Source organism: Streptomyces sp. NPDC055632 (genome assembly GCF_053618675.1).
In genome coordinates this window covers 1-21,847 of the sequence record NZ_JBSHHY010000030.1, presented here as the reverse complement: position 1 = coordinate 21,847, position 21,847 = coordinate 1, and the positions used below count along the sequence as shown (strand labels likewise).

Sequence of the window (21,847 nt, the reverse complement as noted above, 5' to 3'; positions counted from 1 at the left end):
GCCACCATTTCCTGCCCCCGGGCCCCCCCCCAAAACCTCATGGGGCGGTCGCCCCCCCCGGGGGGGGGCCCCCCCCCCCCCGGGGGGGGGGGGGGCCCCCCCCCCCCCCCCCCCCCACGGCCCAGGACGCTCAGCCCCGGGGCCGCGCCAGGTACTCCTCCCGCAGGGCGGTGAGGATCCGCGCGGCCCCGGGGTGGCCCGCGTTCCGGCAGCGCGCCGCCGCCGTCGTCAGCCGGGCGATCGCGTCGTCGGTCCGGCCGAGCCCGTTCCCCTCGACCAGGGCGGCGAACCGCACCGCCTCCGCCCTCGGCAGCTCGCCCTGCTCCCCGCCCCCCTCGTGGACGCCGATCGCGGCCTCCGCCTCGGCCAGGGCCTCCTCGAAGCGCTCCGCCTCCGCCAGGACGTGGGACCTGCGGTAGTGCACCTCACCGCGCTCGTACCAGACGGCGAAGCCCTCGGCGTCCTCCGGCACGCCGTCCAGGACCGCGTCGGCCCGCGCCAGGTGCGCGAGCGCCTCGTCCACCCCCTCGGCGCCCCGGGCCGCCGTCGTGAGACGGGCGAACTCGCGCGCCATCCGCACGATCATGGGCGGGTTCGGCGCCTCGTCGTGCGCGGCGAGGGCACGCCCGTACGCGGCCTCCGCCGCCTCCCAGCGGTCGGCGAGGACCAGCGCGACCGCCGTGTCCGCCGCCACCAGGGTGCGGATCGGGGCGTCGTCCTCCCACCCGGAGACCGCGCTCGCGAGCCGCAGGAACTCCTCGGCCGACGGCAGGTACTCCTCCAGCTCCCGCAGCCCGCGCGCCAGGGACAGCCGGATCTGGGCCACCATCCGCTCGTTCAGGGCGGCGGCCGACTCCTCGGAGAGCAGCGACTCCAGGACCGCCACGGCGTCCGCCTGCCGGCCCGACTCCTCCAGGACGTCGGCCAGCTGGATCCGTACGCCCGCGGCCTCCTCGTGCTCCCCGTCCCGGTCGAACCGCGCGGCCGCCTCGGAGAGGTGGCGCACGGCCCCGGCGCGGTCCCCGAGGTGCGAGGACGCGTGGCCGAGCAGGGCGTACGTCGGGGCCATCGGGAAGTCCGCGTCGTCGTACCGCACCGCGTCCGCGATCGCCCGGTGCAGCAGCTCGACCGCCTCCGCCGGCTCCTGCCGGGCCAGCACGGTCTGGGCGAGCAGGGCGCGCGGGCGCGAGCCCCGCCAGGGCCGGTCCGAGGCGTCGACGTCCACGAGGGCCGCGCGCAGCTCCGCCTCGGCGAGGGCGACGTCGCCCCGGCGGCCGGCCACGTCCGCGGCGAACTGGCGCGCGTTGGCCGCCTGGTGGGGCACGCCCAGGCGCTCCGCCTCGGCGCGCAGCGCCCCCACGGCCCGCTCGAACCGCTCCGGAACGGGACCGGACTCCTCCGGCTCCCGCCGCATCGTCTCCTGGTAGGCGGCGTAGGCGTCGGCGTACAGCACGGTGAAGTAGGCCGACACGCGGTCCGTCGCCGCGTCGGCACCGGCCGCGCGCTCGGCGTCGCCGGGCTTCTCGCCGGTCAGCGGGGCCTCGTCCCTCAGGCGCTCCGCCTCGCGCAGCATCGCGTCGAGACGGCTCCGGACCGCCTCGTCGCGCCCGGCGTCGGCGTCGTCCTCGCCGGTCGTCCACGCGAGGGCGCGGGCCCGGGCGGCGAGGGCCTGCCACGGCAACCCCAGCTCCTCGTAGAGCCCGGCGGCCGTCTCCAGCTCGGCGCCGCTCTCCGCGTCCTCGTCCTTCTGCCGGAGCCGGTACGCGCGCTCCCCGGCGAGCTCGGCCCGCAGCAGCTCCTCCGGGCCGAGCCGGTCGTCGTGCGCGGCCGAGCCGTCCGCGAGCCGCTCGGCGATCCGGGACCAGAGCACGCTGTCCCCGGGGTGACCGAGCCGGGCCAGGCGCCGCGCCTCGGTCACCAGGGCGACGAAGTCCTCCGGGACCTCGGGCGCCCCGGAACCGGCCGCGGTGGCGGCCGCCGGGGCCGCGCTCGCGGAGGTACGGGCCGGGGCGGCCGTCCGAAGCCCGAGCGGCAGCGGCTCGTCCAGGAGCGGGCGCCGGGCCAGGCGCTCGCGGCGCCGGTCCCCGACGGCGGTGGTGCCGTTGCGCGCGTCGAAGGCGGCGGCGAGCCGGTCCGCCTCGGCGCGCACGTGGGCGAGGAGTTCGCCGGCGGTCCAGTTCCGGCCGGGCGGCCCGGCGACGGGCGTCTCCGCGTGCCCGTCCTCCGCGAGCCGGGCGAGCAGCACCTCCACGCCGGTCAGGAAGCCCAGGCGGTCGAGCGGCGCGCCGGTCGCCTCGAACAGCGGGCGGTTCTCCGCGAGGACCTCCAGGCCCCGGCCCTCGTTCCGCGAGAGCGCGCAGAACTCCAGGTGCAGGCCGACCTCGTGCTGCATGCCGGTGCTGCCCCGGACCCGGCGGTAGCCGGTGAGGTGGTGGGAGCGGGCCTCGTCCGTGCGGCCCAGGCGCAGCAGCGGCAGCAGGGCGCGCGCCTGGCTCATCTGCGGCTCCTCGGAGCAGCTCTGCTCGCCCGCCAGGACGGGCCGCCAGATGTCGAGGGCCCCGGCGTCGTCGCCCGCCGCCACCCGGTGCCAGGCGTGGTGCCGGGTCTCGCAGGCCTCGCAGTCGCTCAGCTCGGTACGGGGCCGGGTGGCCCACAGGTCGTAGGCGTCGGCGACGCCCGTGCCGGTGTGGGCGGCCACGTGGTGGCGCATCGCCGCCACCGGCTGCATGCCGTGCCCGGCCCCCTCGTACCGCTCCTTCATCGTGTCGATCCAGCCCCGCACGGTGTCGAGGGGCATCTCCGGCACCTGGAGCAGGGACGTCGTCACCCACTTGAAGCGCCAGAAGACCTGGTGGGCCTCCCACGGGCTGAAGGACTCCGGAGCGGTGTCCCACAGCTTGAGCAGCCGGGCGAAGACCACGGGGGACTTGCGCTGCTCGCCGGTGAACTCGTACGCCGTCATCAGCTCCAGGAGGGCCGTGACGAGGGTGTCGGGCTTGTCGAAGACCTCGGCCGTCTCGACGAGTTCCTCGGCGGTGACGGTCCGCTGCATGCCGTGGGGGCGGTCGTGGTTCTCGCGCAGCGCCTCGACGACGGCCTCGGGCGTGTCCAGCATCTACAGTTCCTTCCGGGGCTCGGAGCCGGGTGCCGCCGCGTCCGGACGGTGCATGGCGTGGGTCAGCAGGCCGATGAAGGCCCGGTTGAGCAGGGCGCTCTCGCTCGCCCGCAGCGGACGGCGGCTGAGCAGCAGGGCCTGGCCGTAGAGGGCCTCGGCGGTCGTCACGGCGAGCCCGCGCTCGGTGATCGTGGTCGCCTGGCGGACCAGCGGGTTGAGGTGGTTGAGGACGAGCTGCGCGCGCGGGGTCTCGTGGCGCAGCGAGCCGAGGATGTCGGCCCACAGTCCGTCGCTGTCGGCGGCCAGGCCCGCCCGGGTCCGCTCGTGGCGCGCCTCCCGGTTGTCGAGGAGCAGCGCGGGCGCGGTGACCGGCTGGAAGTCGCGCAGCACGACGTCGCAGTCGTGGACGCCGATCGTCTCCCGGGCCACCGCGAGGAAGGCCGCCGCCCGCAGCTCGGCGGTCGGGTCCACGGCGTCCAGGTGCGCGGTGACCGTGGCCGGGTCCAGGTCCGTGACGGACGTGCCCGGCCGGATCTCGGGCAGCCGGTGCACCAGGTCGCGGTCGTAGGTGTAGCCGCCGTTGACGACGCCCAGACCGGCGGCCGCCGCGATGGGCGCGACCTGCCGGAACTCCTCGACGCTCCGGGTGACCAGGACCGTCGGGTGGGTCCGTACGAACTCCTCCAGGGTCACGTTGCCGTCGGTGGTCTCGAACGGCAGCCACGGCAGCACGACCCGCAGCAGCTCGTCGTCGTAGCGGGCGAGCGCCTTGACCGCGAGGTGGTGGGTGTCGATGAAGCGGTGCAGGAGCGACGGGTCGCTGGCGGCGAGCCCGGTGAGCCAGTCGCGGATCCGGTCGCCGAGCGCGTCCCGTACGGCGGAGAGCGTGCCGTCCTCGTACAGCGACTCGCGCGAGGCGGTGGGCCGCAGGCTGGTCGTGTCGACCACGCAGCGCACGAAGAACGCCCACTCCGGGAGGAGTTCGGGCGCCTTGTCGGTGAGCAGCATGCCCTTGAGGTGCACCCGGTGCCCCGCGCGCTGCGCCGGGCTGACCGCCGTCGGCAGCACGTACGCCACACCGCGCAGACCGGCCGCCGGCAGGTCCAGTTCGATGCTGTCGAGCGGGGTGAAGTCGAACAGGTCGCGGCAGTACGCGGTGAGGGCCTCGCGGCGCGCCAGCGGGGAGCGGTGGCTCCGCTCCCACGGCGGCGCCTCGTTGATCCGGTGCGTCTCGCCCCGGGAGTCGACGACGGTGACCTCGTGCCGCAGCAGACCGCCGTAGTGCCGGGCGAGGGAGACGACCTGCCCCGGGCTCGTCCACTCGGCGTTGTCGGCGCGCGGCACGAGCCGGACGGTGGTGCCCGGCTCGGGCGCCTCCGGGGCGGGCAGGGTGCGGAGGGTGTAGCGGCCGTCGGAGTGGCCGCGCCACTCGACGGCGGGCGCCGACGGGTCCGACGCGGACCGGCTGACCACCGTGATCTCGTCGGCCACGACGAAGCAGGCCAGCAGGCCGATGCCGAACTGGCCGATGAACTCCCCGCGGGCGGCGTCGAGCCCGGCGCCGTCCAGGGCGCCGTCGGGGGTCCGCTTGGAGCTGCGGCCGATGGTGGCGAGGAACCGGTGGACATCGGCCTCGGTCAGGCCGACGCCGGTGTCCGTGACGGTGAGGACGTCACCGGTGCGGACCGTGATGGCGCCGGGCGCGTCGGGGTCGAGCGCCTGCCGGGCCGTGATGGCGTCCACGGCGTTCTGGAGCAGCTCGCGCAGATAGACGCGGGGGCTGGAGTAGAGGTGGTGGGAGAGCAGGTCGACCAGACCGCGCAGGTCGACCTGGAAGGTGTGCGCTGACTCGGAAGGGGACACCCGGTGAAGTCTTTCGGTGAACGCGCCCGCGACGACGGGCGGGAGGCGAAGGGGGTACGGAGGAGGAGGTACGGAGAAGGAGGTACGGGGGAGGGCGGGGGCGGCGGAACCGGCCGCCCCGACGCTCCGGTCGCGGACGGCGGTCCGGTCGTGGGCAGCGGCCCGGTCGCGGACGGCGGCCCGGTGGGGCGGCGGGTCCGTGCGGGCCCGGCCGCCCGCCGGTTCAGCGGCCGGCCGCCGACCGCAGCTCGCGGTAGGCCGCGACGGGGTCGGAGCCGTTCACGTAGGACCAGGGGAACTCGCTGACCCGCCCCTCGGTGGCCCGGAAGCACTCCCGGGCGGCCTCGCGGTCCGCGGCGAGCGAGAAGGCCAGGGCGAAGCTGTTGATCACCTGGACCCAGCCGTTCCGGCGGACGAAGTCCGGGTGCCGGTACGAGTGGTCCGCCGCCTCGTTCAGGGACGCGACCACCTCGGGCCGGCGGACGTAGGCGGAGTCCTGACCGGAGTCGAGGGAGAGCCACTCCTCCAGGTGCGCGACCGCGACGAGCTGGCCGAGCGGCGTGCCGCCCGGGGCGTTCAGCATGGACGTGCGCGCGAAGGCGTGCATCTCCTCGTGCGAACCGCCCCACTTCTGGCAGACCTGCTGCAACTGCTGCTGGTGCGCCTGCAGGTGGTGCGGCGCGCGCCGCACCGTCGCCTCGAACCGGCGCCGCGCGACCTCCGGCCCGACCTCCAGGCCGCGCCCGCTGATCTGGAGGCAGTACCAGGGCGAGGCCCAGCCGGGCTCGATCTCCGCCGCCTCGTACAGCCACCGCTCGGCCGTGCGCAGCCGCTCGTGGAAGACCTCGAACTGCTCCCGCGAGACGTCCTTGGCGCGGGCCGAGGTCCGGGCCTCCCAGCCCCAGCTGACGTGGCGGAGGCCCGCCACGAGCCGGGGCAGCGCCGCCCCCGGCTCGGCCTCGATCACCCCGGTGATCCACTCCTCGACCCCGGCGGTGTCGCAGACGGTCCACAGCAGGTCCGTCCGGCCCTCGTTCTCGGGACGCGCTTCGAGCACCTCCCGCACGGTGGCCCAGTCCGCCGCGGCGGCTGCCTCCTTCAGGCGGAGCACCTCGGGATCGTCCGAGTCCTTCTCCAGCCGCGCGACGGGCCGGCCCGCCCTCTTCCCCAGCGTGAGCCCCCAGTTACGGAGCAACGCCATGTCCCCACCCCTTGTTCCGTACGAACGGGGCGGTCAGTGATCACTCGCCCCGTGGAGGTAGTGACTATCACGCGCGTACGACAATCGCACACCCGTTTCCCTCCGGGCGCCCGCCGCTCAGCCGTCCGCGACGGCGGCCCCCGTCCCGGCGGGCTTCTCCGGCGCCCGGCGCAGCGCCCGGACGGCGGGCACGGCCAGCATGACCGCGATGCACACGAGGCCCATGACCGAGGAGAAGAGCAGCACGCGGTCGGCGCCCACGGACTCGGCCGCCGGACCGGCCAGGGCCCGGCCCACCGGGATGACCATGATGGACCCGGCGACGTCGTAGGCCGAGACGCGGCTCAGGACGGCCAGCGGGATGTGGGACTGCACGCTGGTCGCCCACATGACGCCCCAGAAGGCGAACCCGCAGCCCGCCAGGACGCCCGTGACGGCCGTGAGCGTGAACGACCAGCCCAGGGCGGGGGCCAGCGGGTTGAGGGAGAAGAAGAACATGGCGCACGCGCCCGCGACGAGCGGCCGCCGGGGCCGCACCCGCATCCCGAGCAGCCCGCCGACGATCGTGCCGGCCCCGTCGGCGGACGCGATCCAGCCGTACCCGTCGGCGCCGTGCTGCTCGGTGAGGAGCGCGGCGCCCAGCGGCAGCGCCGGGCCGAAGACGAACAGACCGTAGACGGCCCACACGGCGATGACGCCCCACAGCCAGGAACGGGACCGGAACTCGTGCCAGCCCGTGGCGAGCCGCTGCCAGATCGGCTCGTCGGTCCCGTCCGGGGCCGTGCCGAGCCTCCGCAGCGGCGCGAGGCCCAGGGCGCTGCACGCGTAGAACGCCGCGATCACCAGGAAGGAGCCCGCCACGTCCCCGTACGCCACGAGGAGGCCGGCCAGGCCGGGGCCGAGCAGGGTGCAGATCGACTCCGATATGCGCAGCAGCGCGTTGGCCCGCTGGATGTCCTCGGCGACCCGCGGCACCAGGCTCGCCAGCCCGGGCTGGAACATCGCGGTCGCCGCGCCGCTGACCGCGAGCAGCGCCATGACGTGCCACAGGCGCACGTCCCCGAGGGCGAGGAGCCCCGCGAGCGCGAGCATGGCCACCATGCGCACCACGTCCGCGCCGACCATCATCACCTGCGGGGTGAACCGGTCGGCGAGGACCCCGCCGAAGAGCACCAGGAGGACGATCGGCGCCATCCACGCGGCCAGCGCGTATCCCACGCCGGAGGCCCCGTACCCCGCGCCGAGCACGGCGGTGGTCAGCGAGACCATCAGCATGCCGTCGGCGAGCAGCGAGGTGCTGCGGGCGGTGAAGAAGAGCCGGAAGCGGCCCGAGCGCCACGGGCTGGGCGGGGAGCCGGGCCCCCGCTCCACGGGCGCGTCGTCCGTCGTCACGTCGTTCGTCGTCATGTCGGATCCGCCGGAGTCCGGCCGTTCCCTTCGGTGAGGATGTGCTGCCGGAGCCACGCGTCCGTCCGGTCCGCCGCCTCCGGCGGGGCCTGGACGATCACGTACCGGCGGGGGGCGAGGACCCCGGGACGGCCCGGGAGGACGTGCATCAGCGCGGCGTGGGCCTCCGCCGGGGACAGCGGGGCGCCGCCGGGGGCGACGAAGGCGGTGAGGCCCTCCCCGGGCCCGTCCGCCGTGACGTGCGCGGGTACGCCCCCGAGGGCGCGGCCCAGGGCGCCCGCCACGGCCGGCGGCGAGACCCAGGAGCCGTCCACCCGGATCCAGTCCGGGCCGCGCTCCACCGGACGGACCCCCGTCACCCCGGTCAGCGAGGCGAGCGGCACGTCCTCCTCGGCGGCCGCCTCCAGGAGCCGTACGAGACCGGTCAGGAAACCCTCCGCCTCGCCGGGGGCGAACAGCGCGGGGTCGGCCCACAGGCCGATCCGCAGCAGGGGCGCCGTCTCGTGCACGAAGGCGAGGAGACGGGTCGGCAGGACCTGGGACGGGCCCCGGCCCAGTTCGAGGTCCGGTCCGTCCGGCGCCGGCCCGGAGCCGTCGGCCCCGGGAAGCGCGCTCACGTCGTTGAAGACCACGTCCCGTGCGAACCGGCTGCCGCGCTCGAAGGTCGTCCGGTCGATCATCTCCCACAGGGCGACCGCGTCGAACCGGCTGTGCCGGTACGCGTCGAGCGCCGCCCCCCACGCCTTGGCGAGTAGTGCGTCGAAGGACGGCACCCGGACGTCGAGGGCGAGCAGCGCGTCCTGCGACACGGTGTTCACCGCGCGGACGAGCCGGTCGTGGAACCGGTTGGAGGTCGGGACGGCGGCGACGCAGGCGTCCTGGCCGGTCCGGTGGGCGACGAGCGCGCACCAGGCCGTGAGCAGCACCGTGGACGGCAGCCCGCCGGTGCGCTCCGCCACCCGGGCGAGCGCCCGCGCGCCCCGCAGGGACCGGAGCGTCACCTCCGGCGTCACTGTCTCGGTGCCCTCCGCGCCCGGCCCGTCGAACATGGCCTGGGGGCCGGTGCGGATGATCCGCTCCCAGTACCGCAGGGACGCCGCCGACTTCCGGAGCCCGGCCGGGGAGGCCTCCTCGGCGGCGAGGTCGAGCGGCGTGAAGGCGGTCTGCGGCGGCAGGGGCCCACCGGCGAGCAGGGCCAGCCAGTCCTCCTCCAGGACGGCGAGCGCGCTGACGTCGGTGACGGCGTGGCTCGCCGCCAGGGCGACGAAGACCGGCGCGCCGTCCACGGTGACGAGGGAGATCCGCAGGCCGAAGTCCCGGTCGAGCCGGAAGCGTTCGGCGCGGGCCCGGCGGGCCACGGCGTCGGCGTACCGTTCGGGGTCCGGGGGCGGCCCGTCGTGGTCGAGGACGGTGACCGTGAACTCGCCCCCGGCCGCCACCACCTGCTCGCGGGGCACGGCGCCCGCCCCGTGCGGGAACGTGGTGCGCAGCGCCTCGTGCCGTACGACCAGGGCGCGCAGGGCGTCGATCACCGCGTCCGTCCGGGTCCCGGCGGGCACCGGCCACACGTCGTGGATGTTGATGTGCTCGGGCTCGTCCCGCAGCATGCACCGGATCATGTTGGCCTGGCCCAGCGTGACCGGGCCCCGGCGCTCCTCGCCGCCGGTGTGGGCGACGGTCACGGTGCGCGTCTTCGCCGGGCGCGGGAGGTCCCGTTCGTGCGCGGTCACGGGGCGGCCACCGCCCCGGGCCGGGGGAGGGGCTGCGGAGGGCGGCTCATGCGGTGCTGCCTTTCGGGGACGGGAGGCGGTTCTCGTGCGCCGGGGACGCGGGGTGGTCCTCGCGTACGGAGGAGGAAGGGCGGTCCTCGCGCGCGGGGGACGCGGGGCGGCCGTCGTGCGCCGGGGCGGGCGGGTGTCCCTCGCTCGCGCGGGCCAGGGGCCCCCAGGCGTCGAGGAGCAGGGCGAAGTCCGCCATGTCCCGCCGCGCCTCGTCGAGGAGGCGTTCGCGGCGGGCGGCGAGGACGTCGGCGACGGCCGCGTAACGGCCGCCGAGCTTGCGGTAGCAGCGCTCGACCACGTCGAACCGCTCGGCGTTCTCCACCGGTTCGGGGCCCGTGCCCTCCCCGACCACCGCGGCGACGGCGGAGGTGCGGACGAGGCCGTCGCCGTCGAGCAGCCCGTCGCCGGCCGCCGCCAGCCCCGCGTACACGGCCTGGAGGTGGGGGACGGCGAGGAGGAACTTGGTCAGCCGCACCTGGTACGCGAGGAAGCCCGCGTCCGAACGGCGTTCTTTCGTGTGGAAGTTGACGATGTGCCGGTTGTGCAGGACGCCGGGCAGCCGGGCGCCGTGCACCAGGTGGAGGAGGAAGTAGTCGCTGCCGATGGTGTCGGTGGCGGGCGGCAGCGGCACCCGGCCGTAGACCCCGCGCGCGAAGGCGACGTTGCACATGTCCACGCGGGTCGGGCTGACGGTGGTGAGCGTGGTGAGGTCACCGGTGAACGCGGTGGTCCCGGCGCCCCGGAACGCCTCGGCGACGAGGTTCCGCCGCCAGATCTCCGGATACCCGGCCGGGACGGACAGGCCGACGAGCTCCTCGTGGACGAGCGGGTCGAGCGCCCGGATCTCCGCCACGTCCACGGACATCTCGCCGACGAACGAGCCGCCGACCAGCGCCACCGGCCGGTCCGCGAGCGCCGGGTCGAGCCTGCTCCGCGACACGAGCCCCGCCACGTCGGCGGCCCGCCGCCCCAGCGCCGTCAGCTCGTGGTGGAGCGGGAAGACCGGCTTCCCGTCCAGGTACTGGTAGCGGCTGTCGGAGTCCCGGCGGTGCACCGAGGCGCAGCCCAGGGCCTCCGCGATCAGGAAGGCCCGGTTGGTGCAGGCCCCGTAGGAGACCCCGGACGGCAGCATCAGGTCGAGCACCCGGTCCGGCCCGGCGACCCCGGAGCGGGCGACCGCCCCGCGCAGGAAGGCCCGCTGCTCGTCCTCGTCGAAGTGGTGGACGACCACGCCGGGCTCCGGCGGCAGCGCGGCCACCGCCTCCCGGTGGGCGGCGAGGACCGCCGGCCCGGAGGAGTCCAGGACCAGCAGGTGCACCTCGACGCCGAAGTGCCGGGCGCCGTAAGCCGCTTCCTCCGCGACCGCCCGGAGGGTCGCGGCGCAGGCCCGGTCGGTGGGCAGGGTCAGGCAGACGCGGCGCACGACGGCTCCCCGTCCTTGCCCTCGTGCCCGTCGCGGTCCTTCCACGAGGTGAGCCCGAGCAGCCGGCCGCCGAGCTCGTTCAGGACGGCCGTCGGGTAGCGCTCGGACTCGTGCAGGACGGGGTCGCCGACGAGGGTCCGGTTCCAGCGCGGGGTGCGCAGATGGCGCCAGGAGTCCACCCGGGACCTCCGCAGCCGCTCGTGCTCCTCCAGGGCCGGCATCATCGACAGGTACTGGACCGCCCGCACCTGGTCCTCCGAGGTGTTGCGGGCCACCCCGTGGGCGAGGAGCCCGTTCCAGATCAGCAGGTCGCCGGGGCGCAGGTCGGGACGGACGACGGGGTACTCGTCCCGGTCCACGGCGGGCCGGAGCGGGTCCCGGCCGGCGGGCTGCCCGACCTTCCACTCCTCGAACCGCCGGAACAGCTCCGGGCAGCACTGGAACCCGCCCGACTCCGGCCGGGTGTCGTTGAGCGCGACGATCCCCTGCACCCGCTGCGGCGGCACGCCGAGCGTGGTGTCGATGTCCCAGTGCAGCTCGATGTCGAAGCCCCGGTCGGTGGGTTCGATCAGGGCGCGGTCGCGGTTCCTGACGTTGGGCGGGTTGAGGTTGAGCCGGTCCTGCGTGACCCACAGCTCCTCGCAGTCCCACACGTCCACGAAGGCGTCGTACACCCGCTGCGACTGGCGGCTGTCCCACAGGAGCTGGTGGTGGTACGCCTCCACGAAGCCGTAGACGTGCAGCTGCCGGTCGAGCTGGGAGCGGAACGGCCGGTCCTCGTACCAGGTGTCCGGCCGCTCCGGGTCGAGCCCCTGGAAGTCCCAGGCGAAGTCGAGCAGCCGCCGCGCCGCCTCCGCCGGGATCGCCTCCCGGACGACGACGTACCCGTACGTCTGCCAGTGGGCGAAGTCCGCCTCCGAGAGCACCCGCAGCGGCCGCGACTTGCCCAGCTCCCGCAGGGTGGTCTGCGCGAGGTAGGACTCGCCGTCCGCGCTGAAGTACGGGAGGTCCGAGGCCGCCCGGTGCAGACGGGGGCGGCGCGCGGGGCGGTGCGGAGCGGGGGTCGTCATGGGTCCCTCCAGGTGGGGGAGTCGGGGGAGGAGGTCCGGGGGCGGGCGCGGGGTCCGGGGCGCTTCTCCCCGGCCGGCGGGCAGCACGCGGCGACCCCCGGCGAAGGGGCGGCGGCGGACGGCACGGACGGCCGGAAGTGCCGTGACGCTGGTCGGACGTCACGCCGTGCGAAAGAATTGGTTTAGACCTTAGCGGGTGGCAAGTGCCATCTCAATACGCCGAGTTGAGTCGGGGAGGGATCCGGGCAAACGTTGTCAGGGCGGCTACTTTGGTCTAGACAACCAGCGGGAGACTGGCCTACTGTCGCCCTGCGCGGTCCACTTCCTGATGGGCCGTCAGTCGCTTTCTTCGCCGTGCCGCGGTCGACGCCGACCGCCCGCGAGGCCGTCCACGGCCGGAGACCGGGCCGCGGCCGGAGAGCGGGCGGCGGCGCGTCCGTCCCGCCCGCCCCGCCGGCACCCCTGACTGTTCGTCCATCCCCCGAGGGAGCGGTTCCCCCATGAGCACACCCGGCACCACGGTCCTGCCCGACGGCGGCCTGAGGAGCCCCGGCCCGGGCCTGATCACCCTCGACCCCGAGCACACCGCGCTGCTGCGCGGCCTCGACGAGCTGCTCGCCGGCCTGGCCGCCCGGCTCTCCGCCCCCGAGGTGGTGGGGCCGCCCCTGCTCTCCGTGGAGGGCCTCGCCCGCCTCGACTTCTTCCGCAACTTCCCCCATCTCGGCGTCTCCGCCGGACGGTTCGAGCCCGACGCGCCGGCCGCCCTGGCGGCCGGCGGGGCCCCGGGGGAGTTCCCGCTCCGGCCGACCGGCTACCTGCTGCCGTCCGCCACCTGCTACGGACTGCTGCTCTCCCTGGAGGGCCGGGACGTCGGCGCGGAGGGACTGCGGCTCTCCGCGGCCGGCCGCTGCTTCCGCAACGAGACCCACTTCGACGGCCTGCGGCGCCTGTGGGGCTTCCACATGCGCGAGGTCCTCTACCTCGGCACCAAGGAGGGCGCCCTCGAACACCTGGAGCAGGGCGCCGGGTTCGTCCAGGAGCTGGCCGGACGCCTCGGCCTCGACCTCACCCGGGCCGTCGCCGACGACCCCTTCTACGACAAGGGCGGCTCCCGGGCCCGGCTGATGGCCCTCGACCCGGTCAAGCACGAGTTCAGCGCCCCCGACGGCACGGCGATCGCCTCCGTGAACCGGCACCGCAACTTCTTCGGCGAGCGCCTGGAGATCCGCGCGGGCGCCGAGGGACCGGCGTACAGCGCCTGCGTCGCCTTCGGCGTCGAACGCTGGGTCCACGCGATGGTCCTCGCCCACGGCACCCCCGGGCGGGCGCTCGACCGCCTGCGCGAGGCCGGCGCCTGACACCCGCCGGGCCCCGGCCCGCACGACACCCGCACAGCGCACGAACGAGGAGCGACCCCACCCCATGGAACGCATCGCCGAGTGGCTTCACGAGAAGAACCCCGGCCTCGACGGACCGATCGACCCCGACGAGGACCTCATCGAGGCCCGTCTCATCGACTCCATGGACTTCCTGGAGTTCGTCGACCTCCTGGAGGAGCTCTCCGGCCGCTCCATCGACCTCCAGGAGGTCACCATCGACGACTTCCGCACGCTCGGCCGCGTCCGCGAGCGCTTCCTGAGCACCGCCGGGTGAGTCCCCGCCGATGAACGGCGACCCGGAACGGAACGGGGCGAGCCGGGAGGGCCGGGAGGACCGTGAGGAGGCCCTCCCGGTCCTCGCCGTGGTGGCGGCCACCGGCGAGGTCCTGGCCCGCCCGGAGCTGTACGAGGGGCTGCTCGCGCCGTGGGAGCGGCGCCGTCTCGACCGGATACGGGTGCCCGCCCGCCGCGACGACGTCCTGGCGGCGCGCCTCCTCGTGCGCCTGTGCGTCGCCCGGTTCACCGGGCTGCCCCTGAGCGCGTCGGGACCGGAGCAGTACTGCGCCGAGTGCGGCCGGGACGGGCACGGGCGCCCCCGCCTCGACGGCCGGCCCGGCCTCGGCGTCAGCATGAGCCACGCCGACGGCCTCGTCGCGGCCGCCGTCGGACCCGGCCCGGTCGGCGTCGACGTGGAGCCCGCGACGCGCCGGCCCGGCCCCCCGTCCGTACTGCGGCGGCTCCTGCCCGAGGCCGGCCTGCGGGAGGCCGCCGCCCGGCCGGACCCCGGCCCGGCGCTGCTCCGGCTGTGGGTGCGGGGCGAGGCCCTGTTCAAGGCGGGCGGCGGGACCGGCCTCGGACTCCTCGAATGGACCGACGACACACGGGGAGCGGTCGTGGCGGTCGCCGCCGAGGCCCCCCGTCGCCGCCTTCACCGTCTCCCGCGCCTTCCGTCGGGAACCCCTCGCGCGAGGTCTCGCGGGCCCGCCCGCACTGCCCCTGACGGCCTTGCCGGGTGATGGTCACGGCCTCGGGGAACCACCGGGTCCCGCGGGCACCCCACTCCCGCTCGGCCGCGGCCGTACGGACAGGGCCCTGAGGTACTCGCTCAGGGCGGCCGCGGCACCGCCGAGGGGGAACCGGGCGCCGAGCTGCCCGTCCGGGCGGACGACGAGACCGGTGGCGCCGTCGGGGAGGTAGAGCCGCGCGAACTCCCCGGCGGCGTCGCGGTACACGGGCACGGACGGGGACAGGGACGCGAGGCGGGAGGGGTCGGCCCCGGCCGGCAGGACCACCACGGCCGGCGGACCGCCCGCCGCCCGCGCCGCCTCCGCCGCGCCGGACAGCTCGGCGGCGTCGGAGCCGTACAGGAGCACCACGTGCCCCGCGCGGCCGCGCAGCACGTCGAGCAGCCGCAGCGGGAAGGTGGCGACCGGTGTGGTCAGACCGGCGCAGTCCGGGGCCCGGTCGCCGGGCTGCGGCGCGCCGGCCGGACCGTACGGCGCGCCGGCGAGCGGGCCGCCCCGGTACCCGACGAGCAGTTGGGCCTCGCGGAGCAGCAGGGTCCGCCGGTCGTCCGGGTCGGCCTCGATGCCGCGGACGGCGTGCCGCACGGTCCGGCCCACGACCTCCTCGCCGACCGGCCGCCGCTCCGCGTCGTACGTGGCGAGCAGCTCGGGACCCGCCTCGCCCCGGACCACGAGGGCGAGCTTCCAGGCCAGGTTGCAGGCGTCCTGCACACCGGTGTTCATGCCCTGGGCGCCGGTCGGCGGATGGATGTGGGCCGCGTCGCCCGCGACGAAGACACGCCCCTCGCCGTACCGGTCCACGATCCGGTGGCTGATCCGGAAGACCGAGGCCCAGCGCAGCCGGGAGAGCCGCGCGGGCCGGGGCGCCAACCGGTCGACGACGGCCTGGAGATCGGAGAGCTCCGGCACCCGCCCGTCCTGCATGCCGTGCGCGACGCCGTCCGGTGCGGTGCCCCGGGCGTTCGCTCCGTCGTCCGCCGCCGCGCCCCTTCCGGTGGACAGCTCGGGCGGCACCCGCATCGACATCCGGTAGCGGCCCGCGCCCGGCAGCGGGATGCAGACGAGGACGTCGTCGGCGGAGCCGTCGGCGGACCGGCGGCTGGACCGCACGCCGTAGCCGTGCGGCAGGTTCCAGTCGGCCTCCACGTCCCCGAGCATGTACTCCTCCGGGAACGCGCCGCCCTCGAACGACAGCCCCAGGCCCTTCCGCACGACGCTGTGCGCCCCGTCGCAGCCGATCAGGTACGGCACCCGCAGCTCCTCGTCGGCACCGGACGCGGTGCGCAGCCGCGCGGTGACCCCGTCCCGGTCCCGGTCGAACGACACCAGTTCGGTGCCGCGCTCCACGACCGTCCCCAGACCGGCCAGGTACTCCTCCAGGAGGCGTTCCGTCTCGTACTGGGGCAGCGCGGCGAAGCCGTAGGGCACCTCGGGCGGCATCTCCAGCTCGATCCGGGCCCGTTCCTCGCCGTCGGCGTAGATCCACTGCCCCCGGATCGGGACGGCGGCCTCCAGGACGGCGCGGACCAGGCCCATCCGGTCCCACAGCTCCAGGGTGCGCGGCTGGATCCCGACCGCCTTCGCGTACGGCAGCCGGTCCGGAAGCCGGTCCACGACCCGGCAGTGCACCCCGTGCCGGCGCAGCTCGGCGGCCGCGCTCAGACCGACCGGGCCCGCGCCGACGACCAGGACGTCGGTGGTGGTGCGGTGGTGCGCCACGAGTACCTCCAGCGCTGCCTCGCCCCCGCAGGGCCCCGTCCTCCATGGTCGCCCGCCGGGCCCCGGACGGCGAGCGGTGGAGAACGCGTGCCCCTCGTGGCGGTCCCGTGCGGGCGGACGACGGCTTCACGCGGATTTCACCGGGGCGGGCGATCCTGGTCCTCCGGCGGGGACGGACGAGGGGGAACGTCATGACGGAGAACGAGGTACCGGGGCCGGGGGCGTCGCCCGACGAGATCGAACGCGTCGTCGCCTCCCTGCGGCGCGCCGCACGCGCCGATCCCGCCCGGTACCTTCCCCGGCTCGGCCACGGCCTTCTGAGGCTCGGCTCGCTGATCGCCACCGAACCGGGGCGCCTGGAGGAGTCGGTGGACGTCCTGGAGGAGGCGGCCGGGGTGTACCGGCGGCTCCCCGAGGACTACCTCCCGGGCCTGGGCGTCGCGCTCCAGCGGAAGGCGCTCAGCCTGGGCTTCGTCAGAGGGCGCGAGGAGGAGGCGCGCGAGACGGCCCGGGAAGCCGTGGAGGTCTGGCGCCGGCTCGTGGCGCAGGGCGTCGAGGGCAGCAGGGCCGAACTGGCCGGCGCGCTCATCGTCCTCGGCAACCGGCTCGCCGAGACGGGCCGCCACCACGAAGGCCTCGACCGCATGGCCGAGGCGGTGGAGACACAGCGCCTCCTCGTCGACCGGGCGGACGGCACGGGACGGACGGAACTCGCCTCGTCCCTCCAGGACCTCGGCGTCAAGCTGGGGGAGATGGGGCGTCAGGAGGAGGCACTCGTCCATCTGCGCGAGGCGATCGCCATGCACCGTGAGACGGCCCGGACGGCGGGCGGGCGCACGGTCGGAGACACGGGCGTGCACGCGGGGGCCGCGTTCGCGGCGGGCCGCATGCTCATCGGCCTCGGGCGCACCGCCGAGGCGCGCCCGTACTTCGCCGAGGCGGCCGACCTCCACGCCGAGATCGCCGCACGCGAACCGGCCGCCGTCGCCTTCTTCGACCACCTCTTCGCCCGCTACGGCTACCGCATCACGTACGAGGGAGGAATCCTGGCCTGGGCGAAGATCCAGGACGGGCCGGAGGCCGCCGCCCCTCCCGACACCGCCGGCCCGACCGGTCCCACGGCCCCGGGCCCTGTCGGTTCCACGCCTCCGGGCCCCACCGGTCCCACGCCCCCGGGCCCTCTTGGTTCCACGCCTCCAGGCCCCACTGGTCCCACACCCTCCGACCTCACAGACCCGGCCGGTCCCACGGCCCCGAACCCCACCGGTTCCGACCTCTTCGAGCGGATCGACCGCCTCAATGCCCGCGGCCTTGCCCTGGCGGACTCCGGGCGGCCCGAGCTCGCCGTCGAGCCGCTGACCGAGGCCCTCGCCCTCGGACGGACGGCGGCCGTCGGCGGCGGCGCCGCCGGTGCCGTCTCCCTCGCCCGTACGCTGTACCACCTCGGTCTCGTACGGGCCTGGTCCGGCCGCCGCGCGGAGGCGCTGGAAGCGGCCGACGAGGCCGTGCACCTCTACCGGCGCCACCTGAGCACCGCGCCCGAGACCGTACGGCCCCTGCTCGCCGGCGCCGCCGACAGCCTGGGCAGCCGGCTGGCCGTGCTCGGCCGCCACCAGGACGCGGTCGCACCCGCCACCGAGGCCGTGGCCCTCCTCCGCCAGCTCGTCCACGCGGACCCGGCCGGGTACCGCAGCGAACTGGCCCGGGTGCTCAACAACCTGAGCATCCGGCTCTGCGACGCCGACCGCCACGCCGAGGCGCTCGCCGCCACCGAGGAGTCGCTGGAGATCCACCGCCGCCTCCACCGCGACGATCCCGCGGCGCACCTGCCCGGACTCGTCCACGCGCTGGCCAACCTCGCCCTCCGCCGCGCCCGCCTGGACCGGCACGACGAGGTGGCGGCCCCCACGGCGGAGGCCGTCCGCCACCTGCGGGACATGGACCGGATCCACCCGAACAACGACGTCGCCGCGCTCGCCGAGTCCCTGACCTGGCTCGGCTGGTACCTGCGGAAGCACCGCCACCGCGACGCGGCCCGCGACGCCGAACGCGCGGCGGGGGAACTGCGCCGCCGCGCCCCGGAACCGGGGCGGTAGGACCGCGGAACCGGACGGCGGCGCCCCGCGTCCCTCCCGGGCATGAGCGAGAAGCCCGCAGAGGAGTCCCGTGACCGCCTGGAGAGCGCCGTCGGCTGTCTGCTCGCCGTCCTCGGCGTCGCCGTCACGGGCGCCTTCGCGCTGCCCCGGGCCGCGTACAGCATCGAGGGCGGGTTCGAGGCGCAGGCACGGGACTGGGGCGTGATCCTCGTCGACCTGCCGCTGATCCTCTTCGCCGGACTCGTCGTCCCGCCCCTGGCCTGGGCGACGGCCACGCGGTGGCTGCGCCCGTGGGCGGCGCTCCTCGTCTGCGTGGCCGTCGTGGGCCTGGGCCTCTGGGGCCTCGCGGCCGGCTGGCACCCGAGGCAGGCCCCCGACCCGGGCGACGGCCCCGGCATCTGACGACCGCCCGGCCGGACGGGTCCGCCGCCCGGACGGGTCCGCCGCCCGGACGAGGGCCGTCGACCTGCCGAGAGCCGTCGACCTGCCGAGGGCCGTCCGCCCGGCCGTGGGCAGCCGGCCGGACGGCAGCCACCGGCCGGACGACGGCCGTCCGGTCAGACCAGGACCACCGGCCGGCCGCTCAGCCCGACGCCCGCCGCGCGCAGTTCGTCGAGCGCGCGGTCGGTGGTGTCGGCGGAGACGCCGACCGTGTGGTCGAGGAGGACGCGCACGTCGAAGCCCTCCCGGACCCCGCCGAAGGCGGTGGCCTTCACGCAGTGGTCCGTCCCGATCCCGACGACGTCGACGCCGCCCACCTCGCGGGCGCGCAGCCAGTCGCCCAGCGGGGTGCCGCTCGCGGTCGCGCCCTCGAAACCGCTCTTCGAGGCGGAGTGGGCCCCCTTGAAGAAGACCTCCTCCACGGCCCCGGAGGCGACGGCGGCCGCGAAGTCCGGGTGGAACTCGGAGCCCTCGGTGCCGGCGACGCAGTGCACCGGGAAGGAGTCCTCGAAGTCGGGCTCGTCCGAGAAGTGGTCGCCCGGGTCGACGTGGTGGTCACGGGTGGCGACGACGTGCGCGTACCGGCCGCCGGCGCTCCGGACCAGGTCGGCGAGGGCGACGGCCAGGTCGGTCGCGCCGTTCACGGGGACGTCGCCGCCCTCGCAGAAGTCCTTCTGTACATCGACGACGATCAGGGCACGGCGCACGGGAGCGGCCTTTCCTCAAGGGGGTGGAAGAGTCCCTGCCATCGTCGCGCCTCCGGGGTGCCCCGCGAGGGGCGCGCGCCCGCCTTTCACCCGATCGGGATCATGGAAACGGGACTCCGCCGGCCGGACCTCCGGGCCGCCGCGTCCGGCGCGGGCCCGAGGCCCGGCCCCCGCCGTGCGCCCCGGGGGGTCATCCGGCGCGACCTGCCCGAAACTGGGAGGAGGAAGAGCCACCGCGAGGGACGAGGAGAGGGGCGAGCCCATGGACGTGGACGGCGGCGCAGGGGCGCGGCGGGCGCCCGGCCGTACCCGGTTCGACGTACGGGTCCGGCCCGGGACGGCCGACGGGGTGGTGGTGCTCGAACTGGGCGGGGAGCTCGACCACGACACGGTCGCCCCCCTGCGCGCGGCGGTGGAGGAGCACGTCCGGGCCCGGCGGATCGTCGTCGACTGCTCGGGCCTCGGCTTCTGCGACTCGACGGGGCTCAACGCGCTCCTCAGGGCGCGCCTGCGGATGCGGGAGACGGGCGGGCGCCTGGACCTGGCCGGGCTGCGCCCGCCGGTGGACCGGATGTTCGACATCACCGGCGCCAGGGCCGTCTTCCGGGTGTACGAGGACACCGCCGGAGCCCTGGCCGACCCGGCGCCGCACGACGGCGGGTCCGGCCATGACTGACGGCGACGCCGACGCGGAAGGCGCCCAGGTGCGGCGGCTGTTGTTGCGCGGGGCGCGGAGGGTGGTGTCGCGCTGTCGGGATTTCACGGCGGAGGCGCTGGCGGACTGGGGGTGGATACCGGCGGGGAGCGAGGCGGGGGAGGAGCGGGTGGAGGACGTGCTGCTCCTGGTGTCGGAGGTGGTGACCAATGCCTGTCTGCACGCCGGCGGGCCGGAGGAGTTCGTCCTGCGGCGCGGGCGCGAGGGGCTGCGGGTGGAGGTCGCCGACGCCAGTTCCGAACCGCCCCGTGCGCGCGCGCCCCGTTCGCCGGCGCTGCCCGGCGGGCACGGTCTGATGGTCCTGGACAAGCTGGCGGGGGCGTGGGGTTACGAGGTCAGGGGGCCGGGAGCGGCGGGGAAGGTGGTGTGGCTGGAGGTCAGCGGGCCTCCGGGCCGGATACCGGACCGTCCTCCAGCAGAGCTGCTCTGAGCTCGCCGAGGATGCGGGTGAGCAGTCGCGAGACCTGCATCTGGGAGAGTCCGATCCGCCGGCCGATCTCGGCCTGGGTGAGCTCCTCCCCGAACCGCAGCGCCAGGATGCACCGGTCGCGCTCGTCGAGCCGGTCGAGCAGCGGCCGGAGTGCTGCCAGGGACTCGATCAGCTCGTAGGCGGGCTCGGCGGTCGCCAGATGCCGGGGAGCGGCACCCGAGGTCTCCTCGTCGTCCCCCGCCGGGGTGTCGAGGGAGCGGGTGGCGTAGCCGTGGGCGGCGAGCTGGCCTTCCGCGATCTCTTCTTCGGTGAGGTGGAGGTGGTGGGCGAGTTCGGTGCGGGTGGGGCGGCGGCCGAGGTGTTGTTCGAGGTGGTCGGCGGTTTTGGCGAGGTCGATGCGGAGTTCTTGGAGGCGTCGGGGGACGCGGACGGCCCAGCTGGTGTCGCGGAAGAAGCGTTTCATCTCGCCGACGATGGTGGGCAGGGCGAAGGCGGAGAAGTCGACGGCGCGGTGGGGGTCGAAGCGGTTGATGGCTTTGATGAGTCCGATGGTGCCGACCTGGATGATGTCTTCGGTGGGTTCGGCGCGGTTGCGGAAGCGGCGGGCGGCGAATTTGACGAGGCTGAGGTTGAGTTCGACGAGGGTGTTGCGGACGTAGGCGTGTTCGGGGGTGCCTTCGTCGAGTTGGGCCAGGCGGGTGAGGAGGGCGGCGGAGAGGGGTTGGGCGTCGTCGGTGGAGACGGTGGTGGGGCGGGTCAGTTCGGGCAGTCCGTCCAGGGCCGCCCGGCGCATCGAGGCCCCCGGATTCCCGGCGGCCTCAGGACCGTGGCCGAGGGGGACGGGTCGGACGCGGGGGGTGGACATGTGGCTCCTTCGACGGTGCTCGGGACCTGCCCCGACCGCGTGAAGAGGGCGACGGCGCGGGTCCGCCGGTCAAGCGTCTTGAACCAGGATGCCCCGTATCCGGGGGTTTGGCATGATTTCCCGGGGAAGCCGTCCGGGAGGGGAGACGGACCCGTCTCCGAGCGAGAGGAGCGAACGATGCCGCGCGGATCGAGCCCCAAGCGGGAGCGACAGTACGAGCACATCAAGGACAGCGCCCTGGACCGCGGGGAGAGCGAGAAGCGCGCCGAGGAGATCGCCGCGCGCACGGTCAACAAGGAGCGGGCCCGCAGCGGCGAGTCCAGGACGGCGAGCAAGAGCTCGACGCAGGACATGTCCTCGTCCCGCCGCGGCGGCAAGCGTTCGCACAGCGGCGCGCAGGGACCGACGTACGACCAGCTCTACGCCGAGGCCAAGCGCCGCAACGTCCACGGCCGCTCCTCGATGGACAAGGCGGAGCTGAAGAAGGCCCTGGGCGAGTGACGACGCGCCCGGTGGACCGCTGAGAAGCGGGGGTGGGGGGGGGGCCGCGGGGGGGGGGGCGGGCGCCCCCCCCCCCCCGGGGGGGGTTTAGCGCACCCCCGGCCGCCAC

The 21,847-nt window shown here is 75.6% G+C and carries 18 protein-coding genes; 8 read left to right on the top strand and 10 right to left on the bottom strand.

Annotation, left to right across the window (positions count from 1 at the left end; all coding sequences use genetic code 11):
• Positions 1-130: 130 nt before the first annotated feature.
• The 7 genes from ACWGSR_RS29140 to ACWGSR_RS29110 all read right to left on the bottom strand — a co-directional run bounded on the left by ACWGSR_RS29140 (position 131) and on the right by ACWGSR_RS29110 (position 11,860).
• Positions 131-3,115, bottom strand: a complete 2,985-nt coding sequence (locus tag ACWGSR_RS29140) for a hypothetical protein (protein WP_453570743.1) — start codon at positions 3,113-3,115, stop codon at positions 131-133.
• Complete coding sequence (locus ACWGSR_RS29135; protein ID WP_453570740.1) at positions 3,116-4,978, bottom strand: HSP90 family protein; 1,863 nt, start codon at positions 4,976-4,978, stop codon at positions 3,116-3,118. It abuts the gene before it with no gap.
• A 223-nt stretch (positions 4,979-5,201) separates the two neighbouring features.
• Entirely contained in the window at positions 5,202-6,179 is a 978-nt protein-coding gene (locus ACWGSR_RS29130) for a hypothetical protein (RefSeq protein ID WP_376244776.1), read from the bottom strand.
• Positions 6,180-6,296: 117 nt separating this feature from the next.
• On the bottom strand, positions 6,297-7,571 hold the full coding sequence (locus tag ACWGSR_RS29125) for an MFS transporter (protein WP_453570852.1): 1,275 nt from the start codon (positions 7,569-7,571) through the stop codon (positions 6,297-6,299).
• Positions 7,572-7,582: 11 nt separating this feature from the next.
• Positions 7,583-9,316, bottom strand: coding sequence for a condensation domain-containing protein (locus tag ACWGSR_RS29120; protein ID WP_453570737.1), 1,734 nt, complete (start codon positions 9,314-9,316; stop codon positions 7,583-7,585).
• A gap of 46 nt (positions 9,317-9,362) precedes the next feature.
• Positions 9,363-10,790: a DUF6271 family protein gene (locus tag ACWGSR_RS29115; RefSeq protein WP_453570734.1), complete on the bottom strand. Its 1,428-nt coding sequence runs from the start codon at positions 10,788-10,790 to the stop codon at positions 9,363-9,365.
• The gene (locus ACWGSR_RS29110; protein WP_453570731.1) at positions 10,772-11,860 is read right to left on the bottom strand and encodes a phytanoyl-CoA dioxygenase family protein; all 1,089 of its coding nucleotides are present in this window, start codon (positions 11,858-11,860) and stop codon (positions 10,772-10,774) included. The genes ACWGSR_RS29115 and ACWGSR_RS29110 overlap by 19 nt, the downstream gene beginning before the upstream one ends.
• 500 nt (positions 11,861-12,360) lie before the next feature.
• Between ACWGSR_RS29110 and ACWGSR_RS29105 the strand changes: the two genes are divergently transcribed.
• The 3 genes from ACWGSR_RS29105 to ACWGSR_RS29095 all read left to right on the top strand — a co-directional run bounded on the left by ACWGSR_RS29105 (position 12,361) and on the right by ACWGSR_RS29095 (position 14,255).
• A complete protein-coding gene (locus ACWGSR_RS29105; RefSeq protein ID WP_453570728.1) occupies positions 12,361-13,218 on the top strand; it encodes a hypothetical protein in 858 nt (285 codons plus the stop codon).
• A 64-nt stretch (positions 13,219-13,282) separates the two neighbouring features.
• Positions 13,283-13,513 carry an acyl carrier protein gene (locus ACWGSR_RS29100; RefSeq protein ID WP_376244789.1) on the top strand — a complete coding sequence of 77 codons (231 nt, stop codon included), beginning with the start codon at positions 13,283-13,285 and terminating at the stop codon, positions 13,511-13,513.
• A gap of 10 nt (positions 13,514-13,523) precedes the next feature.
• Positions 13,524-14,255 (top strand): 4'-phosphopantetheinyl transferase family protein, encoded by a 732-nt coding sequence (locus ACWGSR_RS29095; protein WP_453570725.1) that lies wholly within the window; start codon positions 13,524-13,526, stop codon positions 14,253-14,255.
• Between the two features lie 3 nt (positions 14,256-14,258).
• Here the strand turns inward: ACWGSR_RS29095 and ACWGSR_RS29090 are convergent, their stop codons facing one another.
• A complete protein-coding gene (locus ACWGSR_RS29090) occupies positions 14,259-15,983 on the bottom strand; it encodes an FAD-dependent monooxygenase (protein ID WP_453570722.1) in 1,725 nt (574 codons plus the stop codon).
• 191 nt (positions 15,984-16,174) lie between these two features.
• Here ACWGSR_RS29090 and ACWGSR_RS29085 point away from each other — a divergent pair, with 191 nt between their 5' ends.
• Together ACWGSR_RS29085 and ACWGSR_RS29080 are read left to right on the top strand one after the other, a co-directional pair.
• Positions 16,175-18,079: a tetratricopeptide repeat protein gene (locus tag ACWGSR_RS29085; RefSeq protein WP_453570719.1), complete on the top strand. Its 1,905-nt coding sequence runs from the start codon at positions 16,175-16,177 to the stop codon at positions 18,077-18,079.
• Positions 18,080-18,121: 42 nt separating this feature from the next.
• Complete coding sequence (locus ACWGSR_RS29080) at positions 18,122-18,481, top strand: hypothetical protein (protein ID WP_376244800.1); 360 nt, start codon at positions 18,122-18,124, stop codon at positions 18,479-18,481.
• 155 nt (positions 18,482-18,636) lie between these two features.
• Here the strand turns inward: ACWGSR_RS29080 and ACWGSR_RS29075 are convergent, their stop codons facing one another.
• Complete coding sequence (locus ACWGSR_RS29075) at positions 18,637-19,227, bottom strand: isochorismatase family protein (protein WP_376244803.1); 591 nt, start codon at positions 19,225-19,227, stop codon at positions 18,637-18,639.
• A gap of 262 nt (positions 19,228-19,489) precedes the next feature.
• On the opposite strand from ACWGSR_RS29075, the gene ACWGSR_RS29070 reads away from it, so the two are divergent.
• Positions 19,490-19,903 carry an STAS domain-containing protein gene (locus tag ACWGSR_RS29070; protein ID WP_453570715.1) on the top strand — a complete coding sequence of 138 codons (414 nt, stop codon included), beginning with the start codon at positions 19,490-19,492 and terminating at the stop codon, positions 19,901-19,903.
• Positions 19,896-20,372 (top strand): ATP-binding protein, encoded by a 477-nt coding sequence (locus ACWGSR_RS29065; protein WP_453570712.1) that lies wholly within the window; start codon positions 19,896-19,898, stop codon positions 20,370-20,372. Before ACWGSR_RS29070 ends, ACWGSR_RS29065 begins: the two co-directional genes overlap by 8 nt.
• Here ACWGSR_RS29065 and ACWGSR_RS29060 read toward each other — a convergent pair.
• On the bottom strand, positions 20,320-21,237 hold the full coding sequence (locus ACWGSR_RS29060; RefSeq protein ID WP_453570709.1) for a SigB/SigF/SigG family RNA polymerase sigma factor: 918 nt from the start codon (positions 21,235-21,237) through the stop codon (positions 20,320-20,322). The genes ACWGSR_RS29065 and ACWGSR_RS29060 overlap by 53 nt on opposite strands.
• A 177-nt stretch (positions 21,238-21,414) precedes the next feature.
• Between ACWGSR_RS29060 and ACWGSR_RS29055 the strand changes: the two genes are divergently transcribed.
• Complete coding sequence (locus ACWGSR_RS29055; RefSeq protein ID WP_376244814.1) at positions 21,415-21,738, top strand: plasmid stabilization protein; 324 nt, start codon at positions 21,415-21,417, stop codon at positions 21,736-21,738.
• Positions 21,739-21,847 lie beyond the last annotated feature (109 nt).

Excerpts from the sequence above, each read along its gene's own strand:
- ACWGSR_RS29100 (WP_376244789.1), top strand. The coding sequence starts at position 13,283 with ATGGAACGCATCGCCGAGTGGCTTCACGAGAAGAACCCCGGCCTCGAC.
- ACWGSR_RS29065 (WP_453570712.1), top strand. The coding sequence starts at position 19,896 with ATGACTGACGGCGACGCCGACGCGGAAGGCGCCCAGGTGCGGCGGCTG.
- ACWGSR_RS29060 (WP_453570709.1), bottom strand. The coding sequence starts at position 21,237 with ATGTCCACCCCCCGCGTCCGACCCGTCCCCCTCGGCCACGGTCCTGAG.
- ACWGSR_RS29080 (WP_376244800.1), top strand. The coding sequence starts at position 18,122 with ATGAGCGAGAAGCCCGCAGAGGAGTCCCGTGACCGCCTGGAGAGCGCC.
- ACWGSR_RS29055 (WP_376244814.1), top strand. The coding sequence starts at position 21,415 with ATGCCGCGCGGATCGAGCCCCAAGCGGGAGCGACAGTACGAGCACATC.
- ACWGSR_RS29110 (WP_453570731.1), bottom strand. The coding sequence starts at position 11,860 with ATGACGACCCCCGCTCCGCACCGCCCCGCGCGCCGCCCCCGTCTGCAC.
- ACWGSR_RS29140 (WP_453570743.1), bottom strand. The coding sequence starts at position 3,115 with ATGCTGGACACGCCCGAGGCCGTCGTCGAGGCGCTGCGCGAGAACCAC.
- ACWGSR_RS29095 (WP_453570725.1), top strand. The coding sequence starts at position 13,524 with ATGAACGGCGACCCGGAACGGAACGGGGCGAGCCGGGAGGGCCGGGAG.
- ACWGSR_RS29130 (WP_376244776.1), bottom strand. The coding sequence starts at position 6,179 with ATGGCGTTGCTCCGTAACTGGGGGCTCACGCTGGGGAAGAGGGCGGGC.
- ACWGSR_RS29070 (WP_453570715.1), top strand. The coding sequence starts at position 19,490 with ATGGACGTGGACGGCGGCGCAGGGGCGCGGCGGGCGCCCGGCCGTACC.
- ACWGSR_RS29105 (WP_453570728.1), top strand. The coding sequence starts at position 12,361 with ATGAGCACACCCGGCACCACGGTCCTGCCCGACGGCGGCCTGAGGAGC.
- ACWGSR_RS29085 (WP_453570719.1), top strand. The coding sequence starts at position 16,175 with ATGACGGAGAACGAGGTACCGGGGCCGGGGGCGTCGCCCGACGAGATC.